This window comes from Pseudomonas sp. D8002, assembly GCF_013385695.1.
GTDB lineage: Bacteria > Pseudomonadota > Gammaproteobacteria > Pseudomonadales > Pseudomonadaceae > Aquipseudomonas.
In genome coordinates, this window is record NZ_JACAPM010000047.1 from 49,723 (window position 1) to 68,332 (window position 18,610).

7 protein-coding genes are annotated in these 18,610 nt (G+C 61.9%); all 7 read right to left on the reverse strand.

Going from position 1 to position 18,610, the window contains the following annotated elements; genetic code table 11:
* Nucleotides 1-3: 3 nt before the first annotated feature.
* Entirely contained in the window at nucleotides 4-8,388 is an 8,385-nt protein-coding gene (locus HX807_RS25840) for a DUF637 domain-containing protein (RefSeq protein WP_102367863.1), read from the reverse strand.
* 31 nt (nucleotides 8,389-8,419) lie between these two features.
* Nucleotides 8,420-10,141, reverse strand: coding sequence for a ShlB/FhaC/HecB family hemolysin secretion/activation protein (locus tag HX807_RS25845; RefSeq protein WP_102367862.1), 1,722 nt, complete (start codon nucleotides 10,139-10,141; stop codon nucleotides 8,420-8,422).
* Nucleotides 10,142-10,462: 321 nt separating this feature from the next.
* Nucleotides 10,463-10,945 carry a poly-beta-1,6-N-acetyl-D-glucosamine biosynthesis protein PgaD gene (pgaD, locus tag HX807_RS25850; RefSeq protein ID WP_102367861.1) on the reverse strand — a complete coding sequence of 161 codons (483 nt, stop codon included), beginning with the start codon at nucleotides 10,943-10,945 and terminating at the stop codon, nucleotides 10,463-10,465.
* Nucleotides 10,942-12,288, reverse strand: a complete 1,347-nt coding sequence (gene pgaC / locus HX807_RS25855) for a poly-beta-1,6-N-acetyl-D-glucosamine synthase (protein ID WP_003218180.1) — start codon at nucleotides 12,286-12,288, stop codon at nucleotides 10,942-10,944. Before pgaC ends, pgaD begins: the two co-directional genes overlap by 4 nt.
* Nucleotides 12,289-12,291: 3 nt before the next feature.
* Nucleotides 12,292-14,289: a poly-beta-1,6-N-acetyl-D-glucosamine N-deacetylase PgaB gene (gene pgaB / locus HX807_RS25860; protein ID WP_177051516.1), complete on the reverse strand. Its 1,998-nt coding sequence runs from the start codon at nucleotides 14,287-14,289 to the stop codon at nucleotides 12,292-12,294.
* Between the two features lie 12 nt (nucleotides 14,290-14,301).
* Nucleotides 14,302-16,755, reverse strand: coding sequence for a poly-beta-1,6 N-acetyl-D-glucosamine export porin PgaA (gene pgaA, locus HX807_RS25865; RefSeq protein ID WP_177051522.1), 2,454 nt, complete (start codon nucleotides 16,753-16,755; stop codon nucleotides 14,302-14,304).
* Nucleotides 16,756-16,936: 181 nt separating this feature from the next.
* On the reverse strand, nucleotides 16,937-18,433 hold the full coding sequence (locus tag HX807_RS25870; RefSeq protein ID WP_087693604.1) for a YdgA family protein: 1,497 nt from the start codon (nucleotides 18,431-18,433) through the stop codon (nucleotides 16,937-16,939).
* Between the last annotated feature and the right edge of the window lie 177 nt (nucleotides 18,434-18,610).

Below are 18,610 nucleotides of genomic sequence, written 5' to 3' on the forward strand. Positions count from 1 at the left end.
TAATTACTCCCCGCTCCGAGCCCGCAACTTCCAATAATCCGACTGATAAGAGTTAAACTCTTTAGCCTGCTTTGTCAATGTTTTTGCATTCAAATCCGTAGGAACTGAAACATAGTCAGTCGTAGGGTTTCTGTATTCTGCAGAGTCTTTGTAACGAGTATACCTAAAGCTTTGAGCGGCATTGGATGGGACATGAAGAACACTGCTATTCTGGCTATGGAAAACAGAACCAACTTCTGCAAGTGAACCACGAGTACCAGCGAATCCATTAACTTCAGTTTGCGAGAGATGATGTAACTCAACTGATTTCCCATCATACCCAATTGGTGCTCGACCCGAGGCCATCCTCTCAAGGTTTGAGCCTTCAACAGTTTTACCTCGTACTCTCCAGGTCGATAGGGCCTCTGGGTCAAAGAGGTCGTTACGTTGATAAACAGTCCTATCTAGAACTGTTGTTTTATTCCAAAAAACATCAACTTTAGGCGTCGTACTTGCAACATTACTACCCGCCGTCGTGCCCGTACCAGCAGAACCTAGCCCTTTTGCACCACTGGCAAGCTCTCCAGCTAACTTACCATTAAAGTATTTACTCGCGCCGCCAAACAGAGCCGCCTGAGCTGCGGATTTCGCCGTGCTCCATGCCAGGTCAGACGTTACGCTCGACTCTCCTGGAAAGGTTTCCGGAAAGAAAGAAGCTAGCACTCGGTCGGGCTCATTGGATTTAAAATCCGCCGTAATCCGGCTAGCAGAATCCCATGCCCCCACCATCGAGGTGGTGCCAAGCGCTCCTAAGCCGATGGGTAAGGCACAGGTAACAACGCCAACACATGCGGGTGACGACATCACCATCCCGGTATATGCAGTAGCCCCTCCGACTAGGCCAAGGGCAGTGTCTTTGCTTGCTCCAACGACCTGCACCGCCTTGCCGTGAGCATTGAGCGTATCGTCGCTCCAATCCTGCCAACTACGGCCACCAAACTGGCCGGTCGCCTCAAGTAACGCGATCTCCTCACTAAAAGTGGCGCCGCGATCCTGAAGTGCCTTGAAGTCCTTATAGGTTTCATCGTTGGTCGGGATCGACTCTGCGCAACTAACCAAAGCGCAGGCCGCCGCATTCAAACGATCAGCCTTTTCCGGATGGAACCGTCGCTGTTCATCCAACGCATCGGCTTGAGACTTGTGAAGCTGGTGGTTGTACTGCGTGGCATTTTTCGCCACCCAGCCACCCTTCTCCAATTTGCTAGCATCTGCATCTTTTTGTGTGGCCGCAGCTAAAACACCGACCAGTTGAGAACTCATGGACAACAATGTCTTGTCGCCCTTCACGATGTCGTTAAGCTGTACGACCAGTGCCTCATTGGCGCCGGCTGCCAATGCGCCTGTACGGAAATCTCCACCCGTTGCTTCGGCCAAGAGGCCACCGACCATCGCATGAATCGCGATCTTGGGAATTGAACCGTTTTCGATGTTCCACTTTTTCGTGTAGTCGCCGACGGCATTGAAGCTGGCCGCTGCCAGGGTATTGAATAGCGCAGTTTTCAGCGCCTCACTCCCACTGCCGCCCTGCCCCAATGCTTTACTCAACAGCGTTGAAGTACCGCCTTGCAATGTCTGGTTCGCGGCAAACTGCCCTACACCAGTCCATGTGTTGAGCTGTGGCCCCGTTATTTGCTTAGTCGCCTGATCAGTATGAGTTCCGGTCCAGCCATCAAAATAAGCTGCGGTCAATCCAGCGGTCACACCGGAAATCGTATACCCCTTCAAAGCATCCGAAGAGGTGACATCCTTGAACACCGCCCCTAAGTTGCCACGATTATTAACGACACTAACCGTCGCATTGGTCGCAGCGCCTGCCGCTACGGCTCCCGCACCTGCCGCGACAGCGACGCCTGCTCCAGCACCTGCAGCCGCAGTCATTGCCAACGGCCCGACAAATGCGGCCATCAGAATTGCTATTACAATCTGCGAGCCCGCACCTAAACCGGAGTTACTGTATTTGAAGCTATCGTGGATCTCTTTGACTTGGCGCCAGTCCACGTCACCGCGCTTTTCAGCATCCTTGAGCCAAGCCAGATTCGGATCGGCTTTGACCATGGTATCGATGGTCTGACTAACGGTTTGCTGATCGATCTGCCTGACATCAATCTTCAATCCGTCGACAGCTTTGATAACGACCTGCCCTTGAGCGATCATTTCACTCTGGCGCAGCGTTTCGTCAGTGTTGCCTTTACCTTTGGCGCTGAACCAAGCGAGGTCACCCTTGCTCTTGGTATGGCTCTCGTCATGAAGGTCTTTGACGCCTTCAAAGACGATGGCCCCGCCACTGTTAAGAATGATGTCATTACCACTATCAAGCTTCGCGACCTGGTAACGCTGGTCACCTTCGCTGATCAACGTGAGGTTGCCGCCAGTCTTGATCTCGGTCCCAACGTTCGTGGTGCGGGTTACTTCGTCTCGCTGCTCTTTCTTCGCGCCCCAGCCACCGTTCTCCTTCATGTCATACAACGTATGAGTACTGTTCTGCGCCGCCAGCAAATTCAACTTATCCCCGCTATACAGATAAGCCTCATTCCCCGCACTGATCTTGCTCGCCACCAGCGTGGTGTCGCGCCCGGCCTGGCTCGTAAAGTCCCTGCCCGCCGTCAGCACACTGGCTAACTGCGTGGTCTGCTCATCCGCGGTCTTAATGCGTTTCTTGCCGTCTTTTTCCTTGCCTTCGACGTTGTGCACATCGCTGACAGACGCCACGTTGAAATCGCGCCCGGCCTGAATGTTCAGGTCCTTACCCGCGGTGGCGTTGCTGCCGATGATGTTGACGTCTTGCCCCGCCACCATGCTCAGGTTGCCACCGGCCGTGACCGTGGCCGCTTGGTTTTTCACGTCGGTGGTGATGCTGGATTTGTGCCCGCCGTCGCTGAAGGCGTGGATCTCGCTGGTGTCGCTGACGGCGATCAGGTTGAGGTCGCGCCCGGCTTTCAGGTCGGCATCGCCGCCGGCGGTGAGTGCACCGTGGTTGGTGAGGTCGCGGCCAGCGTCGATGGCCAGGTTTTCGCGGGCGGTGATGGTGCCGGCGCTGCTGTCGGTGAGGGTGCGCATGCCGGCACCCTGGCGCACCTGGATGGCGGTGTTGTCGTTGGTGATGTCGCCCTTCAGGGTGGTGAGGCTGACCTGGGTGCCGCGTATCTCGCCAGCCATGGAATTGCGGATGCTGTCCTGGGCCAGCAGGCTGAGGTTGTTGCCGGCCTCGATCAGGCCGCCGGTGTAGAGGCTGCCGCTGCTGGCCACTGAGAGGTTGTTGCTGGCGCGCAGGGTGCCGACGTTGATCAGGTCGCCGCCGGTCATCAGGTTGAGGTCGCGGCCCTGGATCAGGCTGTTGCCGCGCACGTTGCGGGAGTCGGCCTGGGCCAGGTAGAGCACCGGCACGAGCACGGTCTGGCCGTCGACCACGCGGTTTTCCATCCACACGATGTCGTGGGTCAGGGCGCCGACTTGCTGGTCAGTGAGGGATACGCCGACGCTCAGGCGCAAGGCGTCCTTGCTGGCCAGGGCGTTGTCCATCAGGTAGCGGAACTGGTCGTAGTCGCTGGTCAGGCCACCGGCGAGGAAGCGTTGCCCGGTTTGCGCCAGCACCGCATCGCGGATCAGCCGTGACTCGTATTGCCCGTCACCCAGGCGACGCCAGGCGTTGTCGGGGCTGTAGCCGAGCTTGCCGAGCATGTAGTCGGAGCTGAAGAAGCCCGCCACAGTGGTGAGGTTCGGGTTGGTCTCGATCAGGTAGTGACTGGTGGGGTCGGCGTTTTTGATGAACAGGCCGTAGTCGCCCTTGGGCAACTGGAAGCCGGGCGCGGTGGTGGGGTCGACCGGGGTGAAGGACTCGCCGGTGTAGTCCACGGGTACGTAGCGGCCGTCGGGCGCGATGCTGGTCACCGGCAATACGCTGCTCGGCGCCTGGGCGGTGGCGTCGTTGACGTGCTTGCTCAGGTTGATGTTGATGCCGCCGACGGGGATGCCGGTCTGGTCGTCACCGAGGGTGCCGGTCAGTTGCTCCAGGGTGTTGGTGTGCAACGTGCCATTTTGCAGGGTGCGCGCAACGTTGAGGTTGACCGCGCCACCGGCCTGTATCGTCGCGGTGTAGCCTGGGCCGCCGTTGTCGGTCCAGGTGGTGACGTTGCTTTGCTCGGAGAAACGCCAGTCGCTCGACCGGGCCTTGAGCACCTCAAAGCGTGCTTCATCGAAATTACCCGCTGCCACTGCTGCGTTGAAGGCGGGTACGTCGATGTATTCCATCCGGTCCCACTCATCGGTGTCGATGCGCTGCGGGGTGCCGATGACGATGGTGTTCTGCCCGGTGCGAGTCGCGGCGCCCTGGTTGAGCAGGTCGTTGGCGGTGATGCTCAGGTTGCCATTCGCCGCCAGCAGGCTATAGCGGTTCTGGACGTTGTCGCCCTGGATCAGCAGGTCTTTGCCCGCCACCAGGCGCGCAGAGGCCGAGTCCTTGATCGCGGATTCAAGGTAGGTCTGGTTGATGGTGATTTGACCGCGCTTGAACGAGTCGTGCCCGCCGCAGTGCTGGCCGCACTGCCAATTGAGGCTGCCGGTGGTGATGGTCTGGCCCAACTCGAATTCAGCCTTGGCGTTTTCCACATTCCGCGCACTGATGCCGATATTGCCTTCGCTTTCAACCGTACCGGAAAGGTTGCTGAAGCCCGCCGCCATGCCGCCATCGAGCGCCGCGAAACTCAGGTTGCCCTTGCTGTAGACGTCGCCGTACAGGTTGCTGAAGCTGTTCCCGCGCAGGGTCAGATCGCCGCCGCTGAACAGCAGCGTGTCGGCGCTATTGCTGATGCCATTGCTGGCGCTGAGGTTGACGTTGCCTTGTGAACCGAGGGTGCCGCGGTTGTTGATGTGTGCGGCGGCAATGTCGAGTTGCTGGCGTGCGGTGAGGTAGCCGAGGTTATCCAGCGTACCGCCCAGGGTGATGCGGGTGGTGGTGCCGCCGGCCAAACGCCCGCCGTTCTGGCTGAGGTTGTTGGCGACCACGCTCAGTTTTTGCTGGGCCGAAAGGCGGCCACTGTTGGTCATGTCGCCGGTCAGGTTGACACTCAGGTCACCGTCGCTGAGCAACTCGCCCGCGTTATCCAGGCTGGCGATATCCAGGGTCAGACCCTTGGCGCTGGCCAGGCGGTCGCCGGCCTTGAGGCTCAGGCCCTGGGTGCTGGTGTAGTGCAAGGCTTCATTGAGTTGCACACGGCCGAGGCCATCGACCCGGCCGAACGACCAGTCGGCGGTGCCCAGGCCATTGATGCTGCCCTGGCTGCCGCTGAGGCTGCTGGTATTGAGGCTGAACACGCCGGTGCCAGCGTGCTGCAGTTGCCCGGCCTGGTTATTCAGATGCCCGGCGCTGAGGCTGAAGGCCTGGCTGCCGAATTCAAGAATGCCGTTCTGGTTATTCAGTTGGTCGGTGACCGTCAGCGTGCTGCTGGCGCCTTCCATCGCCCGCAGTTGGCCGCCCGCGCTGTTGTCGAGGTTGCCGCCATTGAAGGTCAGGCCCTGGTTGGACTCAATCAGGCCGCCTTGGTTGGTCAGTTGGGTACGCGAGGTCAGGCTGAGCTGATTGCCGCTGATCTGGCCGTTGGCGCTGTTGTCCAGGGTGGCGCCGGAGACGGTGACGTGCTCCTTGCCGAACAGTTTGCCGCCCCGGTTGGTCAAGGCCTCGACCGTCAGTTGCAGGTCGCTCTTCAAGGCGGTCAACGCGCCGGCCTTGGTACCGTCTTGGCTGTTGTCGACGCTGTCGGCTGTCACCGTCAAGCTGTCGCCTTGCACGGTGCCGCCCTGGTTGTTCAAGGTGCCCAGCGTCAGGTCGACCGCCGCACCACCGCTGAGGATCATGCCCTGGCGATTGCTCAGGTCCTGGCCGCGGTAGCTCACGCCCTGATTGCCGGCCAGGAGTTGGCCCTGGTCGTTGTCGAGGGTTTGCGCCGCGATATCCAGGCGCTTGCCCCGCAAGGTGCCGCCCTGGTTGTCGAGGGTGGTCAAGGCCTTGACCAGCACACTGCGTTCGGCGGCGTCGATCACGCCGTTGGTGTTGGTCAGCAGGTTGCTGATGTTGAGGGTGATGTCGCCGTCATTGCTGACCAGCGCGCCCTTGCTGCTGTTGTCGAGGTCTTGCGCGGTGACAGTGAGGGCCTTGCCGAGCAGGATCCCGGCGCTGTTGCCCAGGCGCTTGCCGGTCAGCAGCAGGTCACCCTCACTTTGAATACGGCCCTGGGTGTTGAGCAATTGGTCGTTCAGCACCACGCTCACACCCGGCACACCACCGGCCAGCAACCCGGCACTGCGGTTGTCGAGGCTGCCGGCGCGGACGTCCAGTTGGTCACCGACGATACGCCCGGCGCGGTTGTCGATCTGCCCGCTTCGCGCATCCAGCAGCAACTGCTTGCCGATGATGGCGCCGCCCTGGTTATCCAGGCTCGCGGCGTGCAGTTCGATGTCGCCCTGGGCGGCCTGCAAGTGACCTTTGGCGTTGTTCAACTGTTGGGCGACGGTCAAGGTCAACTTGCCGGCATCCGCGCTGAGTACACCTGCGTCGTTGTTGCTGAGGCTGCCGAGGGTAGCGGTGAGTTGACCACCCACCAGCTTGCCGTCCTGGTTGGCGACGTCACCGGCGCGCAGGTTCAAGTCAGTGCCAGCCTGGGCATGACCCTGGCTGTTGTTGAAGGTGTTGGTGACGGTGAGGTTGAGCGCGCCTTTCTCGGCACTGATCAAGCCCTTGGCACTGTTGTCGAGGCGGGCGGCGTTGACCGTCACGGCGTCGGCAACCAGGAAACCGTTCTGGTTGTTGATTGTGTCCGCTGTTACACCGAGGTTGCCCGCGACAATCTGCCCGCCGGTGTTATTCAGCGTGCCGCTGTTGAGCGTCAAGCTGCCGCCCGCGACCTGGATATGGCCCTGGCGGTTATCCAGCGAATCGGTTTGCAGCGTTGCCGCCTGATCGGCACCGAAGCGAATCAGCCCGCCGAGGTTGACGATGGCCGGCGCGTTGATCGCCAGCGCTTGCTCGCCATACACCCGCGCGGTGGCGCCCTGGTTGGTCAGTCTGGCACTGTTCAGCGTGACGGTTTTACCCTGGATCACTGCGCCCTGGTTGTTCAGTTCCCGGGTGGCCGTGGCGCTCAGCGAGCGGCTGGCCAGGACGTTGCCGCTGGTGTTCAGGGTTTGCGTATTCACCACCACATCGCCGGTAGCATTGCGGCTGTTATCGGCCTGCACGCCTGCTTCGATGATGCCCGGGTTGGTGACGGTGGTGGCGTTGAGTTCGATGCGTTGGCCAGCGGCCAGGCTCTTCTGGTTGACCAGTTCTTCAGCACTGCTCACCTGCACATTGCCGGCGGCGTAGACCTTGTCGGTCAGGTTCACGTTCTGCGCGGTGACCTTGAGGTTACCGGTGGTCGCCGTCTGCGCCATGCTCAGGCGCCCGTTGGCATCCAGCTGGATATCGCCGCCACTGGCGGCCAGCGTACCGTCGAGTTTCACCCCTACGCCGGCCTCGGTGCCCACCAGTTTGATCGCACCGGCGTACATGCCGCCCAATGCCGAGGAATCGATGGCCAGCTCGGGCTTTGCGCTGCCGTCATCGGCGCGCGCGGTGGCTTTCAGGCTTTTGGCATCGACGTCGTTACGCCCGGCAATGACGGTCAATTCTCGTGCGTTGATCTGCGCATTGATCTTGGCCGAGCGGGTGATGATTTCGAAGCGGTCGACGTTGCTGGCATTCAAGCCTTCGCCGTCAATGGTCACGGCGCCGCCGTCAACCTGGTAGCGCTGCAACTGGCCGCTGGCGTCGAGCACCGGTTTGCCGGTGGTGAGGGTCACGTTGGGGGTGTTGATAAAGCCGCAACCGCTGCACGTGACGCCGTACGGGTTGGCGACGATGACCTTGGCCGACTGGCCCGCCACTTCGGTGTAGCCGCGCAACTGGCTGGGGCTGCCGCCGTTGACTTCGTTGAGGATGACGCTGGCCGCGCCGCCCTTGAGGTTGGGGTTGCCGACGATGTAGCCACCCAGCTGGGTGTTCGTCATGGGGCCGTTGGCGTTGTTGAGGATCACGCCGTTGGGGCCGACGTTGTAGTCCTTGAATTGGTTATGGGACAAGCCACTGCCATTGGGGGTGGCGATGTTCACCACCGGTACGCCATTGCCGGCCTGGCCGACGGTGGTGCCCGGCGCGCTGACCACAATGCCTTCGGCCTGGGCCAGCAGCGGCTGCCAGAACAGCGCGTTGGCCAGGATCAGCACCAAACCGCGCTTGGGCAGGCCGAAGAACGAGTCTCGCGGTTTCAGCGCAGCAGAAGGTTGGCGGGCCAGGAAGGCAAAGTGGCGAACATCCATTGTCATATTCTCGATGTAACGGGGCGTTGAATTACAGGAAGAAATCCATGCGGAAGTAGATCGGCGCTTCGCGCTCGCTCATCACTGCCGGGCGTTCCAGGGAATGGGCAAAGGTCACGCTGGTGCTGACGTATTTGCCACGGGCGAACAGCTCCAACGAGTTGCTCGAGACCCGGCCATGCACGTTGTCGTTGTAGCGGCCATTGCTGATCACACCCTGGTCGTAGCCGACGCTGGCGCCGTATTCGGCAAAGGCCGGGCGCATCCAGTCCCAGGTCACCGGGCGCGCCCAGCGCACGTCGTTGCGCCAGTAGCCGCCGCTGTCGCCGGTGAGCTGCTGGTCTTTGAAACCGCGCACCGAGGCCGAGCCGCCGAGGCTCATGCGTTGGGGGCTGAACAGAATGTCTTCACTGCGTTGGCCGGTGGCCAGGCTGGAGAAACTGAACGACTCACCCCATAGCGTGAACGGCTGCAAGTAGCTGACGGTGGCGGTGTATTTGCGGTAGCGCGCGTTGGGCAGGCGATTGCCGTACTGATCGCGCTCGTTTTCAGCTTGGGCATCGAAGGCGCCGATGCCGTTCTGCATGCCCAAGTCGAGGTTGACGAAGGCATTGCCGATGCGGCGGCCGTGGTTGATGCCCAGTTGCAGCTCGCTGAGGCGGTTGCTGCTGGTTTCGAGGTGAGCGTCGTTGATGTAGTTGTTGGTGCGCAAATGGGCCAGGCCGACGTTGACCGAGGTCTTGCTGACGTCGTCGCGATGGATCACGCGCTCGGCGCGCAGTTGATGGTTTTCGTTGTCGCCGTTCTGCTTGAATTTGTAGTCGTCGGTCACGCCGTAAGTGCGGTAATCACTCTCGCTGTAGGTGTAGCTGAAGTTCCACCAGCCCCACGGCACGTTGTAATACAGCATGCTGTTTTTCGAGGTTTTCTGGTGGTCGCTGACGGCATCGTGGCCGCCGCGCAACACCAACTGGTCGGCCAGGCCCAGCGGGCTGTCCCACTCAAGGCCGGCGCCCCACTGCTGTTCGCCGGTGCTTTTCTGCCCGTCGTTGTTGCGCGACAGGCTGGCGCGCCAGGGCTTTTGCGGGACGTTCTTGACCTGCACTTCACTGCCGCCCACCTGGCTGCCGGGGGTCAGTTCCATTTGCGCCTGCTTGGACGGCAAGCGATTCAACTGGTCCACCAACTGCTCGATTTCCCGCAGGTTGAGCTGCTCGCCGACCTTGCCGGGGAAGGCCATGGCCAGCTCGCGCGGGGACAGGTTGCTGCCGTCGGCGCCCTTCAAGCCTTCGAGCTTGCCTTCCACCACCAACACCTGGAGGTGGCCGGTGGAAAGGTCCTGCTGCGGCAAGTAAGCACGGCTGGTAACCATGCCTTTGTCGATGTAGTAGTCGGTGATCGACTTGAGCACTTGGTTGAGCTGGGAGACGCCCAGGCACTGGCCGATATACGGCTTGAGCAGGCGCTCGCGGTCCGGTGCAGGCAGGCTGTCGGCACCCTTGAGTTCGATGTCTTTGATCGGGAAGCAACGGGTGTCGGCCGGGGTGGCAGGCGCTTCGGGCTTGGCTTCTTTGCCGGGCAGTTCCTTGAGGTCTTCAAGGCGCCGGCGCTGTTCTTCCAGCAGACGGTTTTGCCGGTCGCGGATCAGGTCCTGATCGCCAGGCGTGGGCGCAGCCGTCGCACTATTGAGTGCGAAGCAAGTCAGCAGGCAAACGCCCAGCAGCAGCCGAGTCCGTGGCAATAATAAAGACATGTTCGATCCGTCGAAAAAGCGGGGGCCGGCAAACTAACATCGAACTTCCGGTGGGCCAAGATTCTGGCTTAGTGGGAAGTTATGTTTAACAGGCATATAAGTTGCTGATTATTAACAATAAATAAATCATGCAACGTTTAATTGCTTGCAATTGGAATTTTTATTCCGACAAGCGGTAACAGTTTTGATACACCTCCAATGGTGGCGCTTACAATTGCCATTACTTGGCCATCAATGCGGTATCAAGACTGGTTAGTAGCCAAAAGATGAGAAAAGTTCGCGGTTATTTTGTGAATTGGATCCCATTTTTCGATATCCCGGTTAACCAATCTCCTTGGTCCGCTCCTGCCCCGCCACCAACTTCAACCCTGGCCGCTCCACATGCCGGGACACATGGGCTGTCACTTCCTGCACACCCCCTTCGTGGTCGTTATGAATCACCAGCACACCCGGGCGGCGCAGTTGCTCCAGGTCACCTTCCCCCAGGCTGAAGCTGTCGCTCAAATGCTGGTCGCTCAAGGCCTTGGCCGCCGAGCGCCGCTGGGCAAAGTGCTTGCCACGTCGCTGCTGGTAGCGTGCCCAACTGATCAGTACCATCGCGTTGAAGACGGCAATCCACAGGTAGATCTGCAAGGTATCCAGCGCCGCGAAAATCGGCGCATCGATCCGCGGGCCGCCGTGGCTGTCGAGCATCGGCACCAGCCCGCGCACCAGCAGGATAATCAGCCCGGCCCAGGCCAGCAGGGTCAGGAATACGTCGATGGCCCACATCACCGGGCGCTGTTGGGTTCGGATCAGATTCATGGTTGCACATCCGTAGTGGGGGCTTTGATTCCGCGATCCGGGCTGACCCAGCGCGCGCGTTTCTGGTGTTGGCGGAACAGCACTTTGGGGAAGCTGACCAGGGTGGTGAACAGGCTCACCAGCCAGAACACCAACGGGTACCAGACGGTCCAGAACAGGGTTTTCCACAGGCCCTTTTCATAGCGCCGGTCGATCATGATGCTCACCGCGAACTGCACCAGGCACACCACCGCCAGCAGCAGGCCGGTGAAGGCCGGCGGCATCAGCGAGTCGACGGCGATGGCGGCGGGCAGCGTCACCACTTTGCCCACGGCCCAGAAAATCACCGAGAGCAAAAAGGTGAAGGCCCAACCGGTGGACAGGCAGTACTCGAACAGCAACGGCCACAGGTAGCGATGGCGCCATTGCCAGATGCCACGAATATTTTTGAACAGCACTTCAGCGCCGCCCTGGGCCCAGCGCAGGCGTTGCTTCCACAGGCCGCCGAGGGTTTCCGGCATCAGGATCCAGCACAGCGCGCGGGGCTCGTAGAAGATGCTCCAGTGGTCCAGTTGCAGCTTCCAGCTCACGTCGATGTCTTCGGTGATCATGTCGGTGCTCCAGTAGTCGACCCGGTCCAGGGCCGCCCGCCGAAACGCCACCACCACGCCGGAGACGGTGAAGATCCGCCCGAAGACCCGCTGGGTGCGCTTGATCAAGCCGATGATCGAAGAGAACTCGCCCACCTGCACCCGGCCGATCAAGGTGGAGCGCGTGCGAATCCGCGGGTTGCCGGTGACGGCACCGAGGCGCGGGTTGTCGAGCATCGGCGCCACCAGGTACGCCGCGGTGTTCGGCGAGAGCAACGCATCGCCGTCGATGCACACCAGGTATTCGCTGCGCGCTGCTACCGCGCCCATGCGCAAGGCCACAGCCTTGCCCTGGTTTTGCGCCAGGTGCAGCACCCGCAGGCGCGGCTCTTTCAGCGCCAGCGCATCGAGCACGGCGGCGGTGTTGTCGCTGGAGCCGTCGTTGATCGCGATCACTTCGATGTTGCGGTATTGCTGGGCCAACGCGGCGCCGATGGTCTCGGCGGCGTTGTCGCCTTCGTTGTAGCAAGGGATCAGGATCGAGATCAGCGGCTCGCCGGCGAGTACCGGCGCCGGGGTGTCATCCGCCCACGGCCAGTGGCGCTCCCAGTGCAGCCAGAAGTACAGGCCGCCGGCGATCCACAAGCCGGACATGAACAGTGGATAGAAGAAGACGAAGTCCATCAGGAACTGCCCGGTGACCAGAAAGATCAGGCCCAGGGGCACACCCAATACCAGCGACAACACGATAAGCGCGAGGATTCTGTCGAACATGAGTCAAGGATTCCACTGGTTGGAAAGGGCCGGACGCACGGTTTTCAGATCCGGCGAATTCTCCAGGAAGTTGTCGGGGTAGTAGCCAAAACTGGTCACGCCCTGACGCTTGAGCACGCCCATCCACTCGGCCATTTGTGCACCGTCCAGATCGGGGGCGGCCGAGGTGCGCCAGTCCTTGGCTTGCAACTCGAAGACCGTGCGTTGCAGCGCGCCGGGGCGGGCCTTGACGGTGGCCACGAGCTTTTCCAGCCAGGCGTTGGAGCCCTTGAGGTCCTGGCCTTCCATCAGCGGCATGGCCATCGGCGCAGTCCAGTCGTAGCTGGTGAGGAAGTCGTCAAGGTTCTGCGCGAACCAGGCTTCGCTGCCCGGGTTGAGCATCGGTTCGGCGAAGATATTGCGTGCGGTCTGCACCTGCGGGCCGCGCAGCGTGCGGACCTTGGCCGTCAGCTCATGGGTGAAGTCGATCAGGTAGCGGCTCTTGAAACGCGTCCAGCGCTGCATCACCGCAGGGTCGGCGCGCAGGGCTTCGATGGTGTCCGGCAGGCCATTGGCGGCGTAGGCCTTGAGCGCCAGCGGGCTGGCGTCTTCGAAGTCCGACAGCACCGCGTCGTCGTGGAACAGCACGCCGTCGATGGCACTGGTGCGCGCCAGGTCTTCGTAGATCTCACCGATGACCTGCCGCACTTTCGGATCGAACGGCGACAGGCGCTGGTACTGGTCCGGGTCGATGGCGACCTTGCCGGTTTGCGGGTCCCAACGGGTGACGCGGGGCAGCTTCGAATCGAGGGCGAAACTGAGCACCGGCATCCAGGCAAATACGTTCACGTGGGCCCGGGTGCGCAGTTGCCAGGTGACGCGGTTGAACAGGTCGGCGCGCACCGGCAAATGGCGGTTGGGGAAGTACAGCGAACGCACCAGGCCATCGCCCTTGGGGTCGGCGAAAGCCTGCAGGAACACGGTGCTGGCGCCCATGTCGACCACGCGCTGGATCAGTTTGTCGAGGTTGCGCACCTGCTGTTCCGGGTCCGGGTCGTAGACGTTGTCCAGGTCCACATGCAGCACCCGCAGCGGGGCTTCAGTCTGGGTCGCGACGATGGCGTTGGCGTAGTGTTCGCCGTCCGGGTCGGAGGCCACCAGGAAGCGCGGGCTGCTCATCAGGTTGCCGAGGCTGTCGAGACCGTCTTCCAGGGTCAGGGCCATCTGGTAACCCTGCTCGCCCACCACCGCCAGCGAGGTGCCATCGGCAGCGCCGTAAGGCCACACCCACACGCGCGGCGCCTTGCCGGTGACGGCGCGGATCTTGTTGGAGATCGCCGTCACGTCGGTGCGCATCCGCGCCTGGAACTGGGCTTCGGTTTCGTAGCGATGGGTCGCCGGGTCAAAGCGTCGGGTGGTGGCGGCCGGTTGCAGGTTGCCCTGTGGGTTGGCCAGCACGCCCTTGTGATTGGCGTCGGTGTGCGCGGCGATTTCCACCAGGCCGGACTGGGCGATTTCGCGCACCTGCTGCCAGGTCAGGAAGTCCGAACGCGGGCGTGGTGTGCCGGCGAAATCCACCGGCTGGTTCAGCGGCGTATCCACCCACGAACCCACCGGCGCCAGCAGCGCGTGCCAGTTGTAGCTGCGCAGGATCGGCATCACACGGGTGTAGAAGCTCGCGTAGCCGTCATCGAAGCTGAGCATGATCGCCTTCGCCGGCAACTCCGGGCCGCCGTTGCGGGCCGCCAAAATCTGGTCGACGGTGACGGGCTGGTAGCCGTTTTCCCGCAGCCACGCCAACTGCTCGATCAAACGTTCGGTGCGCACGGCCACGACAGCCTGATCGGGGTCGCGGTCCTCGATGTCGTGGTAGGCGATACCGAGGAAATGGTTCTTCGGCCACGCCGCTTCGCTGGCAGGCTTGAGCCGCTCGGCGGGTGGAGTGAAAGGTGCGGGTTGCTGGGCGCAAGCGCTGCTCAGCATTAACCCCAGGGCCAACAGGCAACGGGACAAGACGGGCATGATCGGACTCTTCTAGAAGCGGTAGGTGAGGTCGACGATCAGGCGCAGGTCGCTTTCGCGCTCACCGTCATAAGGTCGGCTGATCCAGCTGAGGTTGGCGCCGGTTTCGAGCACGTCGTTCCAGCGAAACCGCTGGCCGTAGCCCACCAGTGCAACGCCGCCGGTACCGTAGTCGCGCTGGCTGTAGGTGCCCGCCCCCACCTGGAACTGCTGGCTCCACTGGGTTTCGTAGCGGTGGTAGAGCACGTGGTTGACGGTGGCCGTGGGCAGCACGCTGAAGTCCGAGCGCGGGTTGAAGTACGGCGTGTCTTCCTTGGTGTTGCGGCTGGTGCCGACTTCCAGGCCCAGGTCGACTTGCACCCCCGGCGAGCTGTACACGCCCTGGCGACCGGTGAGCAGCGCTTCAAGGCGGTTGTTGCCGTCGCTGAAGTGGGACGGGCTCAGGGCCAGTTTCCATTCGCGGCTTTCGTTGGCGCGCCAGCGGATAAACCCGCTGCCGCCGTTGGCAGTAATGTCGGCATTCAGTGCCCGCAGCGGGGTGCTCGCGGAGAGGTAATCGAGACTGCCGCCGTACTGCCATTGGTCATTGATGTCGCGGGCAATCGCGATGCGTGCGCCCTGCTTGTCGCCAAAGCCGTAGGAGTGGTTGGAGACCTCGGCTTCGAGGGTCATGTCGCGGGTGCGCCGCTCTACACCGAGGCGCTGCCAACGGTGTTGGCCGGTGCCTTCTTCGAAATCGGCGGTGGCGTAGCCGGCCCCGCCAAACACGCGCCAGTCTTCATCGATGGGCGGGCTGTAGAGCAAGGTTTCGATGCCGAAATCGCGGCTGCCGGACACCGCGCCCGCGCCGTTATCGCCGCCGCCGTTGCTTTTGCCGGTGTAGGCCTCGACGCGCAATTCGGCCATGTCGTGCACATCCCGCAGGCGGCTGAGGCGCTGTACCTGGCGGTTGTCCGGGGCGCGGTCGACCACGTCATCGGTGAGTGCATCGAGCTGACGCCATTCCTGCAGATCGAGGGCAGTGTGGCCTTGGGAAACCTCCAGGCCGATGTCGCGCGGGGCCTGGGCTTCGGTTTCCTTGAGGGTGTTTTCGGCGCGCCGTGGCCAGTCGCGGGCACGGTACATATCGGCCTGGGCCAGGCGCAGGCCGATATTGCCCGGGGCCTGTTGCACCAGGGCTTCCAGGCCTTTTTCGCTGGCGGGCAGGTCGGCGCCATAGGTGCCGGCCTGGGCGGCCAATTGTTGGGCGTCCATCCAGGCGTCGTTGGGGTTGCCGATGGGCAAGCCCTTGAGCTCGACCCGGGGTTTCTGGGTGCTCGCCAGGTTGTCGGCGACTTCGCGAGCTTCCACCACTTGATCGTTTTCGAGCAGGGCGTAGAACAGCGCGGTGCTGTCTTCGACGTGATCGCCGGCGTCCGCATCGCTTGCCGCCAGTGCCTGGCGATACAGCGGCGCGGCCTTTTCCGGCTGGCGCTGGTCGAGGTAGGCGGCAGCGACCCAGCGCAGGGCGTAGGTCGGCAGTTGTACGCTTTCGCCCTTCAGCACTTCGTAGTCGCGGATCACCTCGGCGGTGCGCGCCCGGGCTTTCAGCGCGCCCAGACGGTCGATGCGCCAGCGCACCACGTCATCATGGGCGTTGGCATCCGGTGTCCAGGTGGTGAGCAGTTGGTCGTAATCCTTGAGGGCACGGTCGGCGATGACGTAGCGCTCTTTTTCACTGCGGGTCGCGAACTCGGCCATGCGCACGCGCTCGGCGGCCAGGTCGCCTTCGAGGCGGCGTTGGGTGACCGGGTCCAACAGGCCAGGGCGCCGGGCAGCGAGGCGCAGGGCCGGTTCCGGCAGGCGCGCACGTTGCAGGGCGACGATGTATTCGCGGGCGACTTCAGGTTTGTTGCCGGCACGCATGAACGCCTGGTCGAATTCGAACAGCGCGTCATAGGTAGAACCGGCACGGGTCAGGGCGTAACCCAGGGCCATGCGGCGGTCGGCGTCGTCGGGCTTGGCGGCCACCAGGGCGCGGGTGCGCTGCACCGCTTCAGCGGTCTGGCCGGCGTCCGCCTGGGTCAGGGCCAGGCCGAGTTGCAGGTCCGGGTTATTCGGCTCGCGCAGCAACGCCTGGCGATACACGGCAATTGCCGGTTCCCAACGCTGCTGGTTGCGATAGGTGCGGGCGACGGTGGCCAGCGCCTGGGTGGTGAGGGTGCGTGAGCGGCCCTGGGCCTCGTAGACCGTCAGCACCTCGGCGTCCTGGCGCGCCCAGCTGGCAATCAACAGGTGATCGCTGACCTGCCCCGGCGTCTGGCGCTCGGCGGGCATTTGGCGCAACAGGTTGAGGGCCGGACCATAGTTGCCACTGCGGGCCTGGTTGATCAGCGAATCATAGGCCGCATCGGCCGATGCCACGACGGGCCAGAGCAGTTGGCTGCACAGGGCCAGGCGGATAAACGGATGAATATTACGCGACATGTCGTCAGCTTCCTCACCAGGGAAAGCTGTAGCGATAAGTTCACCTGCACGACACTCCAGGCGGCCGGCATCTGATGACGCGGCCAAGCTTTCCCGGGGCGCAATATCCTTGAGGGGGGTACAAAAAAGGCCAATTCAGAACAATTGTTCAGAATTGGCCTACATCACTTTGAGCCGAATCTTATTGAGCGCCGCTGACCGCGCCGAACTTGCCCAGCACAAAACCAATGAATTGCTCGACGGTCATTTTCTGGCCGTTGAAGGTCACTTCATTGTTGGCGTAGTGCAGCTTGGACACGATATCGGTACCCACCAGGGTCGCCAGTTGAGTACCCACGGCCATGCCGCTGATCATCTCGCTGGCCATCTGGGATTGCTGCTCGATGGCTTTCGGGTCGGTCACACCACCGATCTGCGCCTGCAGGCCGGCAACGTCCTGGATCATCGGCTTGGACAGGGTCAGGTTGGCGTCCAGCAGCGCAACGATTTGCTTGCCCAGTTCAACCGGCGGCAGGTCCATGCTCGACGGCTTGGCGAAGTCCGCCACCAGGTTGAAGCGGCTCTCGCCATTGGTGGTTTTCAGCGACAGGTTTTCTACCGCCACTTGCGGCTTGGCAGCCAGCAGTTGGTCGACGTTGGCCTGGGCCAGGGTCTGCTCGGCTTCGGTCAGTTGCAACTCAGGCACGGGCTGGCCAGCAGCGGCAGCGGCCTGGGCCGGCTGTACTTTTTCCTGGTAGAGCTTGGTCAGTACCAGCATCGACGGGATGTCGACGTTCTTCATGCTGACGGCCATGGCCGCCGAACCCACGGGCTTGCCCTGGTAACCGATCTCGTCGATCTTGTAGTCGACGCGGCCGGCCAGGTTGTTGTCCTTGGTTTCGCTGCTGTCTTTCTGCTCAAAGTTCTTGAGAGTCAGCACTGCTTGCTGCGGGCCGAAGGTGACCTTGGTGTTGGTCAGCTCGACGGTGTTTTGCCCGGTGTAGAAACCGAAGGTGGTTTTTTCCAGGTTGCTGGCGATGGTCAGGCCGCTCAGCTCCGCATCCAGCTTGGCGTTGTTGGCATCGACAACCGAGACCTTGAGGCTGTCCATGTAGCCGCTGGCCTTGACCTTCTTGCCTTCGGCGGTGGAGTCGAAGTCGAGGTTGGCGCCGGAGAAGCTCACGGCCGACTTGTCGTCCTTGAGTTCCAGGGGCAGCAGTTCAACGTTGCCGGTCACCGAGCGGTCATAACCGATGTTGGCCACGCCTTTAAGGGGCGACACGTCCTTGCTGGCAGCGAACCATTTTTCGGTGGTGGGGTTTTTCTCGAGTTCGTAGTGACTGGTGGCCATGACCGGCAGCCACTTCAGCGACACCAGGCGCGAGAACGGCAGCGGGCCGTGTTCGATATGGTCGACGAACAGCAGTTCGGTGTCCTGATGATTTTCGCCGAACACCGCGCCCTGGGCCTTGAGGCGATAGTGGGCGGTGCTGCTGAACAGCTGGCGGTCGAGGGAGACCAGTTCGAGGGTCACGGTGCCGTCGACACCGGCCATGGAGGTCTGCAGTTCCTTGTTGGCGTCCTGGATGGCGGTTTGCAGCACCGGCTCCAGTTGCTTGCCGGTGTACCAGGCACCGCCTGCGCTGATTGCACCAATGGCGACGACGATACCCAAGAGAACGACTGCTGGCTTATTCATGTAGTGACCTGATCAAATCCTGTGAAGTGGGCTGTCTTCCCTGAACCCCGAAGGGTGTCGGCTCAAGCCCGCCGAAATCCGGGGAAGATTAGCATTGGCTGGCGTATGCAGCCCAATTTTTCAATAGGCGCAGACTTCAGCGCTGAACGGTAAAGTGCCTTCGCGAGCAAGCCCGCT

Bases quoted from the DNA above. Each gene is read 5' to 3' on its own strand.
- HX807_RS25840 (WP_102367863.1), bottom strand. From the start codon at position 8,388: ATGGATGTTCGCCACTTTGCCTTCCTGGCCCGCCAACCTTCTGCTGCG.
- HX807_RS25845 (WP_102367862.1), bottom strand. From the start codon at position 10,141: ATGTCTTTATTATTGCCACGGACTCGGCTGCTGCTGGGCGTTTGCCTG.
- pgaD (WP_102367861.1), bottom strand. From the start codon at position 10,945: ATGAATCTGATCCGAACCCAACAGCGCCCGGTGATGTGGGCCATCGAC.
- pgaC (WP_003218180.1), bottom strand. From the start codon at position 12,288: ATGTTCGACAGAATCCTCGCGCTTATCGTGTTGTCGCTGGTATTGGGT.
- pgaB (WP_177051516.1), bottom strand. From the start codon at position 14,289: ATGCCCGTCTTGTCCCGTTGCCTGTTGGCCCTGGGGTTAATGCTGAGC.
- pgaA (WP_177051522.1), bottom strand. From the start codon at position 16,755: ATGTCGCGTAATATTCATCCGTTTATCCGCCTGGCCCTGTGCAGCCAA.
- HX807_RS25870 (WP_087693604.1), bottom strand. From the start codon at position 18,433: ATGAATAAGCCAGCAGTCGTTCTCTTGGGTATCGTCGTCGCCATTGGT.